The sequence below is a fragment of the Neisseria flava genome, from assembly GCF_982712965.1.
Genome location: NZ_CEXQBZ010000112.1, coordinates 24,186 through 37,136 on the forward strand (window position 1 = coordinate 24,186; position 12,951 = coordinate 37,136).

General features: G+C 50.8%; 13 protein-coding genes. 6 read left to right on the forward strand and 7 right to left on the reverse strand.

Translation table 11 applies throughout. The annotated features are described in order from the left end of the window. Positions 1-46: 46 nt before the first annotated feature. The 3 genes from AC5M9B_RS06200 to AC5M9B_RS06210 all read left to right on the forward strand — a co-directional run bounded on the left by AC5M9B_RS06200 (position 47) and on the right by AC5M9B_RS06210 (position 4,035). Complete coding sequence (locus tag AC5M9B_RS06200) at positions 47-1,180, forward strand: polysaccharide export protein (protein WP_003743279.1); 1,134 nt, start codon at positions 47-49, stop codon at positions 1,178-1,180. Positions 1,181-1,349: 169 nt separating this feature from the next. Beyond that, on the forward strand, positions 1,350-1,796 hold the full coding sequence (locus tag AC5M9B_RS06205; protein ID WP_003743280.1) for a low molecular weight protein-tyrosine-phosphatase: 447 nt from the start codon (positions 1,350-1,352) through the stop codon (positions 1,794-1,796). A 46-nt stretch (positions 1,797-1,842) separates the two neighbouring features. Continuing rightward, the gene (locus AC5M9B_RS06210; RefSeq protein ID WP_070655457.1) at positions 1,843-4,035 is read left to right on the forward strand and encodes a polysaccharide biosynthesis tyrosine autokinase; all 2,193 of its coding nucleotides are present in this window, start codon (positions 1,843-1,845) and stop codon (positions 4,033-4,035) included. 248 nt (positions 4,036-4,283) lie between these two features. Here the strand turns inward: AC5M9B_RS06210 and AC5M9B_RS06215 are convergent, their stop codons facing one another. Continuing rightward, the gene (locus AC5M9B_RS06215) at positions 4,284-4,979 is read right to left on the reverse strand and encodes an LrgB family protein (RefSeq protein ID WP_049231144.1); all 696 of its coding nucleotides are present in this window, start codon (positions 4,977-4,979) and stop codon (positions 4,284-4,286) included. Between the two features lie 12 nt (positions 4,980-4,991). Continuing rightward, positions 4,992-5,384 (reverse strand): CidA/LrgA family protein, encoded by a 393-nt coding sequence (locus AC5M9B_RS06220; RefSeq protein WP_244969482.1) that lies wholly within the window; start codon positions 5,382-5,384, stop codon positions 4,992-4,994. Positions 5,385-5,521: 137 nt separating this feature from the next. Between AC5M9B_RS06220 and AC5M9B_RS06225 the strand changes: the two genes are divergently transcribed. From AC5M9B_RS06225 to AC5M9B_RS06235, 3 genes are all read left to right on the forward strand, one after another. After that, positions 5,522-6,406, forward strand: coding sequence for a LysR family transcriptional regulator (locus AC5M9B_RS06225; protein ID WP_070655453.1), 885 nt, complete (start codon positions 5,522-5,524; stop codon positions 6,404-6,406). A gap of 534 nt (positions 6,407-6,940) precedes the next feature. Beyond that, positions 6,941-8,068 carry a Gfo/Idh/MocA family protein gene (locus tag AC5M9B_RS06230; RefSeq protein WP_070655451.1) on the forward strand — a complete coding sequence of 376 codons (1,128 nt, stop codon included), beginning with the start codon at positions 6,941-6,943 and terminating at the stop codon, positions 8,066-8,068. Continuing rightward, positions 8,062-8,724 (forward strand): NAD(P)H-dependent oxidoreductase, encoded by a 663-nt coding sequence (locus tag AC5M9B_RS06235; RefSeq protein ID WP_280530528.1) that lies wholly within the window; start codon positions 8,062-8,064, stop codon positions 8,722-8,724. The genes AC5M9B_RS06230 and AC5M9B_RS06235 overlap by 7 nt, the downstream gene beginning before the upstream one ends. 165 nt (positions 8,725-8,889) lie before the next feature. Here AC5M9B_RS06235 and mraY read toward each other — a convergent pair whose 3' ends face one another. From mraY to AC5M9B_RS06260, 5 genes are all read right to left on the reverse strand, one after another. Then, positions 8,890-9,972 (reverse strand): phospho-N-acetylmuramoyl-pentapeptide-transferase, encoded by a 1,083-nt coding sequence (gene mraY, locus AC5M9B_RS06240; protein ID WP_070655447.1) that lies wholly within the window; start codon positions 9,970-9,972, stop codon positions 8,890-8,892. 195 nt (positions 9,973-10,167) lie between these two features. Next, positions 10,168-10,341 (reverse strand): hypothetical protein, encoded by a 174-nt coding sequence (locus tag AC5M9B_RS06245; protein WP_180949620.1) that lies wholly within the window; start codon positions 10,339-10,341, stop codon positions 10,168-10,170. Between the two features lie 16 nt (positions 10,342-10,357). Next, a complete protein-coding gene (locus AC5M9B_RS06250) occupies positions 10,358-10,756 on the reverse strand; it encodes a hypothetical protein (protein WP_141752032.1) in 399 nt (132 codons plus the stop codon). Positions 10,757-10,788: 32 nt separating this feature from the next. Further along, positions 10,789-12,156, reverse strand: coding sequence for a UDP-N-acetylmuramoyl-tripeptide--D-alanyl-D-alanine ligase (locus AC5M9B_RS06255; protein ID WP_070655443.1), 1,368 nt, complete (start codon positions 12,154-12,156; stop codon positions 10,789-10,791). A gap of 50 nt (positions 12,157-12,206) precedes the next feature. Continuing rightward, positions 12,207-12,938: a uracil-DNA glycosylase family protein gene (locus AC5M9B_RS06260; protein ID WP_083310414.1), complete on the reverse strand. Its 732-nt coding sequence runs from the start codon at positions 12,936-12,938 to the stop codon at positions 12,207-12,209. Positions 12,939-12,951: the final 13 nt, after the last annotated feature.

Genomic DNA, 12,951 nt, shown 5'->3' on the forward strand with positions numbered 1-12,951 from the left:
TCTGAAAGTTTCAGACGACCCAGATAAGATTGACAAGGATACCGACATGAAAAAACAGCTTGCCCTCATCAGCCTGTCGCTGATGGCACTGACCGCCTGTAACAGCACTACCGTCATTCCCGGCTCCACCATCAACACACGCAACAAAGCCATCATTTACGATAATGGCGAAACCGTCGCAGACACCAAATTCGACAAACGTGTCGCCATCTATCCGATTACCTTCGGCCTCGTTGAAAAAATGCGCAAACCGCCAGTGTTGTCGCAAACCAACGCAGTCCTTGAACGCAGCAAAGCTGCCTACCGCTACCACATCGGCAAAGGCGACGTATTGAACATCATGGTTTGGGCGCACACCGACCTCAATTCACCCGTTCAGCAAAGCAGTCCGCAAAGCAACCAAGTCAGCCGCGGCGCCTGGGTGGACGAAAGCGGCTACATCACCTACCCGCTGGTCGGCAAAATCCAAGCACAAGGCAAAACCATAGACGAGCTGCAAAATATCCTGACAAGTCGTCTGAAACGTTACCTTAAAAATCCCCAAGTTACCATCAACGTAACCGAATTCCGTTCGCAACGCATTTCCATTTCCGGCGCTGTCGGACAAGCCGGCCAACTGCCGATTACCAACGTCCCCATGACCATCCTTGATGCCGTCAACCAAGCGGGCGGCGTGGCGCAAAATGCCGACACCCAACACATCAAATGGACGCATAACGGTGTTGACCGCACTATCTCCCTACAAGACATCATGCAGTATGGCGATATGTCGCAAAACCACCTCTTAAGCAACGGCGACATCGTTTACGTCCCCAACAACAGCAACAGCAAAGTGTACATCATGGGTGAAGTCGGCCGCCAAGCGACCCTGCCCATCGGCAATCATGGCTTAAATCTCACACAGGCATTGGGTGAGGCTGGTGGCATGAACCAAACTCAAGCCGATGCAACAGGCGTATTCGTCATCCGCCGCGCACCTGAGGATGCTGTCAAACCTATCCATATTTACCAACTTAACCTGAAAGACGCGACTGCTTACGCATTGGGCAACGACTTTGACTTGCGCCCCAACGACATCGTCTATGTAACTGCCGCGCCGGTTACCCGTTGGAACCGCGTAGTGTCGCAAATAACCAGCTTCGTTACCAACGTCAACTCTATCGACAGCACATTCAAATAACCTGACGGTCCGGCAACATTTGTTGTCAGGCGGAACAGCGGTTCGGGTATGAGTCGTCTGAATTCTGAATAATGTATGAACGGAATCCTCATCCAGACCGATAAAATATCCGGCCGCAAACTGTTTTATAATGATTTGACCCTATACAAGAAAAAATACCGCTTCCCCTATGTTTCAAAATATTTTAGTAGTATGTATGGGCAACATCTGCCGCTCCCCGACGGCAGAACGTATTTTGCAGAAAAAACTGCCCAACCACCGTATCAGCTCTGCCGGCATTAACGCATTGGCTGGAAAAGATGCAGACTTCCAAGCCATTAAAACTGCCCTCAAACACGGCGTTATTGTCGCAGGACATACCGCCCGCCAACTGACACCCCAGATGTGCGACGAAGCGGATCTGATTTTGGTCATGGAGCCGGCACATATCGACATGGTTGCCGACATTCAGCCATCTGCACGCAGCAAAGCTTTTTTGCTTGCCCAATGGCTACCGAAAAAAAATATACCCGACCCATTCAAACAAAGCAGCGAAATGTTCGAAGCGGTCTTTCTACAAATCGAACAAGCCGCCGACACATGGGCGGATAAACTGAGCGGACAGGCAGAGCAATAATCTCAACTTCCGCACAACAGAACCCGTTTAAGAAGAAAGTCTACTGATGTACAAACAATATCCCTCATCAGCCCCTGCCGGCAACGACGAAATCGACTTCGGCCAACAAATGCAAAGCCTGTGGCAAAACAAAAACAAAATCGCCGCCGCAATCTTAGCAGGCGGATTGGCAGGTGCCGTAATCGGTTTGGCCTCCACCCCGCTCTATCGTGCCGATGCCATGTTGGAAATCGAAACCAAACAAAACCAAATCCTAACCGAAATCAACAACATGCTTTCCAACGAACCTGCCCCGTCCGAAGCAGAAGTGGAGCTCGTTCAATCTCGTTTGGTATTGGGCAAAACCGTTGAAGACCTACAACTCGACCAAGAAGTCAAAGCCACCTACTTCCCGATTTTCGGGAATATGGTGCACAACCTCAGCGGCAGCGACGACCCGATGTTAAAAATCGGCGCATTCACCGTTTCTGAGGACTGGATTAACAAACCTTTCAAACTGACCGTTAAAGACAGCAAAACCTATCTGCTGACACTCCCTGACGGTACAACTAAAGAAGGCCGCGTCGGCGCGCCCCTTAAAGTCAATAATGAAACCGTTCTAAAAGTCGACCGCATTCTTGCTGAGGCAGAGCAAGATTTCGAGCTGACCAAATTCTCCAAACTCAGCGCTATCGAAAACCTAAAAAACAAGCTCTCGGTCATCAGTAAAGGTAAAACCAGCCCTATCATCAACCTGTCTTATACCGATACCGATCCTAAAAAAACCAGCACTATTCTCAACAGCATCGCCGACAATTACGTCTCCCAAAACCGTGAACGAGACGTTCAAGTCGCGTCCAGCGGCTTGGCATTCATCAGCGAAGAATTACCTCGTCTGAAAGAAACCTTGCAAGACGCAGAAAACAAACTCAACGCCTATCGCGAACGCTCCGGTTCGCTCGATATTCCGCTTGAGTCCAAAGGCGCGCTTGAAAGCCTGACCAGCATCGAAACCCAAATCACCTTGCTCAAAACCGAAGAAGCGGGTTTGGCAGAACTGTACACTCCGGAACACCCTTCCTATAAAGCCGTTTTGGATAAACTGGCGGTACTCGAACGCGCCAAGAGCAAAATCAACCAGCAAATTGCCGGCCTGCCCAACACCCAACAGGAAGTCATCCGTCTGACCCGCGACGTAGAAACCAACCAAGCAACCTACGTCCAACTCTTGGCGAAACAACAAGAACTCAACATCATGAAAGCCAGTGCGCAAGGCAACGTCCGCATCGTTGACCATGCCTACACGCCGGAAAAACCGATCGCCCCGCGTAAAGCCGTTATCGCCGCATTGGGCGCGCTTGCCGCAGGCGCACTTGCCTCCATGTGGTTCCTGCTGCAAGGCCGTATGCGCCGCGGCATTACGTCGTCTGAAGAAATCGAAGCCCTCGATCTCGAAGTCTCAGCCCTTATCCCACATTCAAAAACCCAGCAAAAACGCGACATTATCAAGCGCAAGTTCAAATCGCTCCAAGGCCGTTCCAACTATCTTTTGGCAAACGAGGACAGTACCGACATCGCCGTCGAAGCCATTCGTGCCCTGCGTACCAACATCTACTTCTCCATGCTGGACGCACGCAATAATATCCTCATGATTACCGGTGCAGCTCCTGAAGCAGGTAAATCCTTCATTTCCGCCAACCTCGCCACCGTGATGGCACAGTCAGGTAAACGCATATTGCTGATTGATACCGATATGCGCAAAGGCTATCTGGATCAGTTGCTGAACGTAACACCCGAATTCGGCCTGTCCGATATTCTATCCGGGGAGGTTTCCCCTGCACAGGCTGTTACTCAAACCAACATTCCTAACCTGCACCTCATCAGCACCGGCAGCTATCCTAAAAATCCGTCCGAGCTGCTGATGGACAACCGTTTCAAAGAACTGTTGTCAAACGCGCAAAAACGTTACGATTACATCATCATCGACACTCCGCCCGTTTTAGCGGTAACCGATGCCGTCGTTGTCGGACAACATGCAGGCACAGTCCTTCTGGTCAGCCGCTACGGCAATACGACTACCAAAGAGCTGGCTATCAGTGCAGAACGCCTGCGTCAAAACAAAATCACCATCAAAGGCGTTATCCTCAATGGTATAAAACGCGAGGCAAACAGCACTTACGACTACTACTATTCTTACATAACGCCTACCGAAGGCAAAAAAACAGCCAAGAAAACTACGTCAGAAAAACCAAGAGCCTGACGATAGGTAAAGCTTGTTGTCAAAAAGGTCGTCTGAAAATTTTCAGACGACCTTTTTTATCATCAACACAATCAATTCAAAGAAAAGCCCAAATCTCCATCATTTTTGCCATAGCCTGTCCCGCGTAGCAGGGTGCAATGTCAACATGGGTATTTTCGCAATAAATATCAACAAGGTATCATACTGCCATCAGATTTTGCTTAACGGCTTTTCAGACGACGTTTCCAATCTCTTTGTAAAACTGCCGTTCAGCCCATCAGCCAAACCACCAAATGCACCATACTCGGCCCGATGATGACCATAAACAGCCCCGCCAATATCATGGTCAGGCTCGCCATCACACCTTCGGTTTCGTGGCGTTGTCCGGCGCGGGAAGTGCCGAAGCCGTGGGCGGCGTTGCCCAGTGCGACACCGTTGGCGGTGTGGAAGCGGATGCGAGTGAACGCTAAAAACAAATCACCAAATATCATGCCGACGAAGCCGGTGATGATGGTGAACAGCGACACCAGCGAAGCCGAGCCGTGGATTTCACTTGCCAATACGACGGCAAACGGCGTGGAAATCGAGCGCGCCATCAGGCTGTTGGTGACTTCGCTGTCGAAGTGGAACATATTGCCCATCAAAAACGCGCTGGCAACGCCGACGAACATGCCGACCATAATCGCTATCGACAGGATGGGAAGCTGGCGGCGGATGACTTCGCGGTTTTCATAAATCGGGATGGCGAAGGCGACCGTTACTGGCGTGAGCAGGAAAACGATGCTTTGCGTGTATTTGTGGTAAGTATCGTAGGAAATGCCTAAAAGCAGCATCAGGATGATGGTGCTGACCGAGACGGTAACGACGGGCGAGAAAATCATCAGCGGTTTTTTGCGGTAGATTTTTTTCGCCACAAAATAGGCGAAACAAGTCCAAGCGAAGCAGGTAAGCGCGGCGTAATCCATTTTAATTCCCTATCAGGCGTGCAATTTTTTATGCAGGCGGCGTTTCCAGCGGTAGCAGAAATTTAGCGTCAGCGCCGTGATGATCATCACTAGCGCGGTGCCGACGACGATGGTCAGCACGAGCTGCCAGCCTTCCGACATCAGCAAATCGCGGTACTGCAACACGGATACCATAATCGGGATGAAGAAGAACACCAGTTCGCCCAACACCCATTTTGCGCCACGCTCGACCATGCCGGTTTTAATCACGCCGCTGCCCAACAGGGCCAACATTAAAAACAGGCCCAATACGCCCGAAGATACGGGAAGGTGGGTAAAACGCACTACGGCTTCCGATACGACCCATACTGAGCCGACAATGGCCAGTTGCAAGGCCGTCTGAAAAATTCTGCTGAAAGAATCCATGATGTTTAGTAGTAATCGATATAGTTGTTTGAGGTAATGTCGGGTGCAATGCCTGCATCCGCAAAAAGCTTGATTATAGGGGTTTCCTTTACGCATAATATGAATTATCTGCATCAAAATCATGCTCAAGAGGAATAATGGACTTCAAAAGCCTGCACTGTTTCGCCGAACTCGTGCGCCTGCAAAGTTTCTCCGCCGCCGCATCCGCGCTCAACCTGACCCAGCCCACCGTCAGCAAAACCATACAGGCATTGGAAGAAGAGCTGGGCGTACCGCTGCTGGTTAAAGAAAACGGTCGCAAAAAACGCCAAGTCGCCACCACACCCATCGGCGAAGAGGTGTACCGCCACGCGCTGAACCTCCTGCACGAACGCGACCTGCTGCTCGCACGTATCGACGACTACCACCACATCAAAAGCGGCACGCTGCGGCTGGGTTTGGCACTGCTCGGCAGCGATCTGCTCAGCAACGCCCTGTTCCGTTTCCGCCGCCAATGGCCCGGCATCGAACTGACCTTCCTCGAACAAGGTTCGCTCGCCATCGAACAATCCCTGCGCAACAACGAACTCGACGCCGGACAACTGCTCGCCCCCGTCCACGAAGACTTCGACAGCATTACCCTCTGCGACTACCCGCTCGTCGTCCTCATGCCGCGCGCCCAAGCCCGCCATGCCGCCCTCAGCCTCAAAAGCCTGCAACACGAACCGTTTATCCTCTTCGGCTCAGGCTTTTCCCTCAACGAAACCATCCAAACCGCCTGCCGCAGCCAAGGCTTCACGCCCAACGTCGTCTGCCGCACCGGACAATGGGACCTGCTCGCCGACATGGTGGCGCACCATATGGGCATCGCCCTTCTGCCCGAATACTACGCCCGCAAAATCAACCCCGACACTTTCGCCGCCGTCCCGCTGACCGAACCCGAAATCCGCTGGCAACTGACGATGGCTTGGAAAAAACACCAGCGTCCCACCCCCGCGCTCAGGGCTTGGCTGGACATCGTCAGGGAAGAGTTCAGGAAATAGAAAAAGGTCGTCTGAAAACGGTTTTCAGACGACCTCATCGGGAAAATCTACGGAACAAAAAGATAAGGCAAACCACTTCGACAAACACAATAAGGAAATAGTTACGGATTGAGGAAGCAGGATATACACTGACCATCCGTTGTACCTCTGCTTGGGTAAAAAACCTTAAAATCCAGCCCGAACATAACACTATCCCCTTCAACCATCTGTTTCTAATGATGTAGTTTCCAAATCCAAAACACAGGAAAGCCGATGTTGCCACAACCAATCCGTAAAACATACTACCTCCCGACGGTGGGCTGTCGATAGGGGAATTAAAACAGAAAATATCCGTCTCGTCATTTCCACAACAGACCGCACTGTCCTGCATCATTTCAGACAGACACGTAAGAGAGATAAACCAAACCTAACGTAAAAGGTCGTCTGAAAAACCAAAATCAGATTTTCAGACGATATCTTTGCGCTTTTCCGTCTATAACGCTTCACCAAAATGTCACTATAATCCCCCCATTTTTTCTGTTACGTCGTCTGAAAATGTCTGAACCCATCTCCGATCGTAAAATCAAATTCGCCTTAGTCGGTTGCGGCCGTATTTCCAACAATCATTTCGGTTCTTTTGAATTGTTGCAGGAAGATTGCGAACTCGTTGCTGTATGCGACATCGATCCTGCCGCGCTTGCAACAGCGGTCAAGCGCACTGGTGCGAAAGGCTATACCTGCTATACGGAAATGCTCGCCGAAACCGATGCCGACGTAATCGTCATCACCACGCCGTCCGGTTTGCATCCCGAACAGGCAGTTGAGGCATTGGAAGCGGGTTTTCACGTCGTTACCGAAAAGCCGATGGCAACCTGCTTTACGGACGGTGAACGCATGGTTCAAGCCTCCGATAAAGCGGGCAAACGCTTGTTTGTGGTGAAACAAAACCGCCTCAACGCCACGCTGCAACTGCTCAAACGCGCGGTCACGGAACAACGCTTCGGCAAAATCTATATGGTGCATTTGAATGTTTTTTGGACGCGCCCGCAGTCGTATTACGACCAAGGGGGTGGTTGGCGCGGCACTTGGAAGCTGGACGGTGGCGCGTTCATGAACCAAGCCAGCCACTACGTCGATTTGATGGAATGGCTCATCGGCCCGGTGGCGGAAGTGCAGGCGATGATTGCGACCCACCGCAAAATTGAAGCCGAAGACACAGGCGTGATGAACCTCCGTTGGCGCGACGGCACGTTCGGTTCGATGGCGGTAACCATGTGTACCTATCCGAAAAACCTCGAAGGCTCGATTACCATTTTGGGCGAAACCGGCACGGTACGCATCGGCGGCATGGCGGTGAACGAAATTCAGGAATGGAATTTTGCCAATGAACGTGATTACGACGAGCAGGTCAAAACCGCCAATTACGAAACCACGTCGGTGTACGGTTTCGGACATCCGCTGTATTATCGGAATGTTGTCGATGTGTTGCGCGGCAAGGCCGATCCTGTTGTCGATGGGCGCGAAGGCTTGAAATCGCTGGAGCTGATTAACGCCGCCTACCTTTCTGCACACAACCGTCAAACGGTTTCGCTGCCGCTGGTCTTGCAAACTTTGCGAACGTTTGACCATTCTGATTGTCCGAAAGGAAGCCCCTTCCATACTCAATCAAAGGAATCATCATGATACTGACCCGCGAACAAGCCCTCGAAATTTTCAAACGCCGCGTTTCCGTCCGCTATTACGACCCCGCGCGCAAAATCAGTGCCGAAGATTTTGCCGCCGTCCTTGATTTCGGCCGCCTTTCGCCCAGCTCCGTCGGCTGCGAGCCGTGGCAGTTTGTGGTTGTGCAGAACACAGCATTGCGCGAAAAAATCAAACCCTTTGCTTGGGGGATGCAGGCTTCCATTTTGGAGGCCAGCCATGTCGTTTTCCTATTGGCACGAAAACACGCCCGCTACGACAGTCCCGCTTTTGAAGAAATGATGGACAGACGCGGTCTGACCGCTGAAGAGAGGGCGGGCGCATTTGAACGCTACCGCCGTTTCCAAACCCACGATATGCCCATCGCCGACGACGAACGCGCCCTGTTTGACTGGGCAAGCAAGCAAACCTACATCGCGCTGGGCAATATGCTCACCGGCGCGGCGATGCTCGGCATCGATTCTTGCGCCATTGAAGGTATGGAGTATGCTGAAGTGGAAAAAATCCTTGCCGAAGCCAGATTGCTCGATCCTGAGAATTACGGCTTATCCGTCGCCGCAACCTTCGGCTACCGTGTGCGCGACATTAACCCGAAACCGCGCCGCGATGCGTCGGAAACAGTGATTTGGGCGGAGTAGCGCCGATTAAATCTAAAGGGCTGAACAGCAATCACAGTATCGTTTCAAACAGATACTTTTGAAAGCCCTCAAAGCAAATCCTGTGATTTCTGTTTCTCTTTCAAACAAAGAAAAAGGTCGTCTGAAATCTGTTTCAGACGACCTTTTCGATATTGATCTGAATAGTTAACGGATTTTCAGCGTACTCAATCCGATTAACACCAAGACGATGGTGATAATCCAGAAGCGGACGACGACTTGGGTTTCTTTCCAGCCTTTTTGTTCGTAGTGGTGGTGGATAGGCGCCATCAGGAAGATGCGTTTTTTGGTTTTCTTATACCAGCCGACCTGAAGCATGACGGACACGGCTTCAACGACGAACAGGCCGCCCATGATGACGAGGACGAACTCTTGGCGGACGATGACAGCAACGGTACCGAGTGCCGCGCCCAATGCCAGCGCACCGACGTCGCCCATAAAGACTTGCGCGGGATAGGCGTTGAACCATAAAAATCCGAGACACGCGCCGCACATGGCGGTACAGAAAATCACGACTTCGTTCGCGCCTGCGACATAAGGCAGTTGCAGGTATTGGGCGAATTGCGAGTGTCCGCTGGCGTAGGCGAAGATGGCGAGGCCGGCGGCGACGAGGACGACGGGGAAGGCGGCAAGTCCGTCAAGACCGTCGGTTAGGTTGACGGCGTTGGAAGTGCCGACGATGGTCAGATAGGTCAGAACGACGAAGCCGACCACGCCCAGCGGCAAGGCGACTTGTTTGAAGAAGGGGACGATGAGGATGTTGTTGGAGCTATTGGAAGCAAGGTAAAACAGGGCAAGCGCGGCGATGATGGCGACGCTCGACTGCCACACCATTTTGAATTTGGGAGAAACGCCGTTGGGGTCTTTATAGACGACTTTGCGCCAGTCGTCGTAAAAACCGAGCGCACCCGTGGCGAGCAATACGCCCAAGAGAATCCAAATATACGGGTTTGCCCAGTTGCCCCACAAAATTGTGGACACGGTGATGGCGGTCAGAATCAGCGAACCGCCCATGGTCGGCGTGCCGTTTTTGATGAGGTGGGTTTGCGGCCCGTCGGTGCGTACCGCCTGCCCGACTTTCAACTGCGTCAGTTTACGGATGGTCCACGGACCGAGCAGCAGGGAAAACGCCAAGGCGGTCAAGGCTGCCATGACGGCGCGGAATGTGGTGTATTGAAAGATATTCAGACCGGACAACCAGTTACTGAAATGTGCAAGCCATAAAAACATGGGGCTTCCTTTTGTTTTTGTTGTTACATTGGGCTTATCGCCCGTTTTAAAGTTTGGTTTTTGGGTCGTCTGAAAAAGTTTCAGACGACCTTTGTTGATTATCAAGCTGCTTATGACAGTCAGCGCCTGCTGAAGTTCACTCTCTATGCTGGTTTCTGACAAACCCGTTATCCGTTGTTTAGAGAGATGGCAACATTATTGAGTAGCAGCGGCGTTAGCGTCTTTCTCAATCACGCAAATCGGATAATTTCCCGGATTTTTGCCGCCGCCCAAGTCCAAACAGGTATCTTCATAAATAAATGCCTGTACTTTCATTCCGGCATAAAACGTGGCAATCAGCAAACTAGCCAATAGAAAAATCTTTTTCATATTTCTGACGGTCTTTTCAAGTTTTATTTTCTTGAGTCTGAAAATAATCTTTAGGATGTAAGTAAAATAGGCTATAACAAATTGCAGCACGAATAACAACATCCGGCCATGACAACCAACTTGCCCAACTCACAGTTAAATAATTGACTGTATTGTAAACGATATACAGAATGCAACTAAATAGCCACAACCTACGCGCCCAATCCTTACCTCTCCATAGTCCAACAGCAGTAACCAGCATCAATATGACTTGCACAAGCAAATAAAAATTTCCTAACCAAAACCAAAGTAAACGTCCACTTGTGATTTCGTATGCTGTCCTTATTGTCTCAAATCCTACATTTTCGATGTAAAGCCACACTGTCGCAGGCCATAAAACTGCTGCCACTACTATCATCCCAACGATAACTTGCAACAGTATAGGTCGTTTTCTTTTCTGCCCCATTTTCAGACGACCTCTTTATCCGTCAACGCCTCGACGACTTCTTCCATCTTCATAAAGCGCGAACCTTTCACCAATACGGTGGCGTGTTCGGGCAAATTGTGGCTCAACACTTGAATCAGCGGGTCTTTGGCAGCGAACCACAAACCGTCCGCGCCAAACGTTTCCGCCGCTTCGACGCTGTTGTCGCCGACAAAATAAGCCGCTTCGATGCCTTGGTCGCGGGCGTACGCGCCGACCTCGGCGTGCATGGCGGCGGCTTCATCCTCGCCCAGTTCGCCCATATCGCCCATCACAAAAATACGCGGCGAAGGCATACGCGCCAACACGTCAATCGCGGCTTTCATGCTGTCGGGGTTTGCATTGTAAGTATCGTCAATCAGGGTCGCGCCTTTGATGCCGGCTTTGACGTTCAGACGACCTTTGATATTGCTGAAGCCTTTCAAACCTTCCGCCACATCGTCCAAACTCAAACCCGCAGCCAAAGCCAGCGCGGCAGCAGCAGCGGCGTTGTGAACATTGTGGCGGCCGGGAACAGGTAGCATCACGGCTGTGCGCTCGTCGCCGCACACCAAATCAAATTCGCACGACAAAGGTTTCAGCACGATATTTTCCGCGTGGACATCGCCGCTATCGACGCCGAAAGTCTGTTGCTGATGACCTTGGGAGCTCGTCTGAAACACGGCGGCATGTTCGTCTTCGCACGGAATCAAAGCCAATCCGTTCTCGCCCAAGCCTTGATAAATCTCGCTTTTCGCTTGGGCAATATCGAGCGTACCGTCAAAACCGCAGCCGACATGGGCGCGCAGGGCGTTGTTGACCAAAACGGCATCGGGTTTGGCAATTTGCGTCAAAACCGCCAGTTCGCCGAAATGGTTCATACCCATTTCGATCACGGCATAGCAGTGTTTTTCGTTTAATTTCAACAAAGTCAGCGGCAGCCCAATATGGTTGTTGAAGTTGCCCGCCGTCGCCAAAACGGCATCATCGCCGAAACGGCGGCGCAATACCGCAGCCAGCATTTCCTTCACCGTCGTCTTGCCGCCCGAGCCGGTAATGCCGAATACAAACGGGTTCACATTATCGCGCCATGCCTTCGCCAGCGTTTGCAATGCGGCAAGTGTGTCATCAACTTTCAACGCGCCATCCAAAGCAGCGCAATCTTCGCGCGAAACCACAACCGCCGCCGCACCCGCAGCCAATACGTCTTCAACAAAATCATGCGCGTCAAACCGCTCACCCGCCAAAGCAAAAAACACATCGCCCGCGCGGATGTCGCGACTGTCGGTTACGATGCGCGACACGGGTTTGTTTTCAGACGGCGTCGGAAGGTTGAGGGTCCGGCAGATGAAATTTAGGTCTAGTGGTTTCATGGTTTCTTTCGTTTGTTTTTTTCAAACAGGCATTTTGTTGCAAAGGCATTTTACACTTTGGCAGAAGGCAGCAACTCTTCGACGAGCACCTTTAAAGCACGCCTTCCTTCTCGATTTCTGGTACTGGGATGAGGTGCTCGGTAACATATTATTTCCTTATTACCTTCAAAAGAAAATTTTTCCAGTTTTCCCTTATTCAAGCCGTTTATGCCTTGATCCGAGCCGGACAAATCAGGAAAGCACTCCCTCCGCGCCGCTACGCCGCCGTCTCCGCTCACGAAAAGAATAATCTGTGGCTTTAAAATTTCAATTTGGGCACGTAACAATTTACAGGAAAGTGTTTTTATATCTTCGAACCAATCCGAATGTTTAGGATGTTTAGTTTTATAGTCCACCGCAAAAATATTAGCCCACAAGATGCCCTCATTCCCACTTCGCTTGGCAACCTTGCGGACGAAATTGAAAAATGTTGCTCCTTTTGTGTTTCTTTTTAAATCCCCAGTCAAATTCCGCCAAATAAAATCTTTGCTTAACGACATCAGTTGCCTTACATTTTCGGCATGATATTCATCAAATTTCTTGCTATCGTACCAACTTCGTGTTTCTCGACCGACAATCAGAATTTTATGTTCTGCGCTTTCATAATGCTCAGGGACAAAGCCCAAATGGATATTGGATAATTTATTGTCTTTATTGCTAATTGCACGCAATAAGTTCTGATGTTCCGGTTTGTTTAAAATCTCTACATACTTATTCAGCAATACTTCTTGTAAATCATTCACTTGACGTATTCCT

Excerpts from the sequence above, each read along its gene's own strand:
- AC5M9B_RS06200 (WP_003743279.1), top strand. The coding sequence starts at position 47 with ATGAAAAAACAGCTTGCCCTCATCAGCCTGTCGCTGATGGCACTGACC.
- AC5M9B_RS06205 (WP_003743280.1), top strand. The coding sequence starts at position 1,350 with ATGTTTCAAAATATTTTAGTAGTATGTATGGGCAACATCTGCCGCTCC.
- AC5M9B_RS06210 (WP_070655457.1), top strand. The coding sequence starts at position 1,843 with ATGTACAAACAATATCCCTCATCAGCCCCTGCCGGCAACGACGAAATC.
- AC5M9B_RS06215 (WP_049231144.1), bottom strand. The coding sequence starts at position 4,979 with ATGGATTACGCCGCGCTTACCTGCTTCGCTTGGACTTGTTTCGCCTAT.
- AC5M9B_RS06220 (WP_244969482.1), bottom strand. The coding sequence starts at position 5,384 with ATGGATTCTTTCAGCAGAATTTTTCAGACGGCCTTGCAACTGGCCATT.
- AC5M9B_RS06225 (WP_070655453.1), top strand. The coding sequence starts at position 5,522 with ATGGACTTCAAAAGCCTGCACTGTTTCGCCGAACTCGTGCGCCTGCAA.
- AC5M9B_RS06230 (WP_070655451.1), top strand. The coding sequence starts at position 6,941 with ATGTCTGAACCCATCTCCGATCGTAAAATCAAATTCGCCTTAGTCGGT.
- mraY (WP_070655447.1), bottom strand. The coding sequence starts at position 9,972 with ATGTTTTTATGGCTTGCACATTTCAGTAACTGGTTGTCCGGTCTGAAT.
- AC5M9B_RS06245 (WP_180949620.1), bottom strand. The coding sequence starts at position 10,341 with ATGAAAAAGATTTTTCTATTGGCTAGTTTGCTGATTGCCACGTTTTAT.
- AC5M9B_RS06255 (WP_070655443.1), bottom strand. The coding sequence starts at position 12,156 with ATGAAACCACTAGACCTAAATTTCATCTGCCGGACCCTCAACCTTCCG.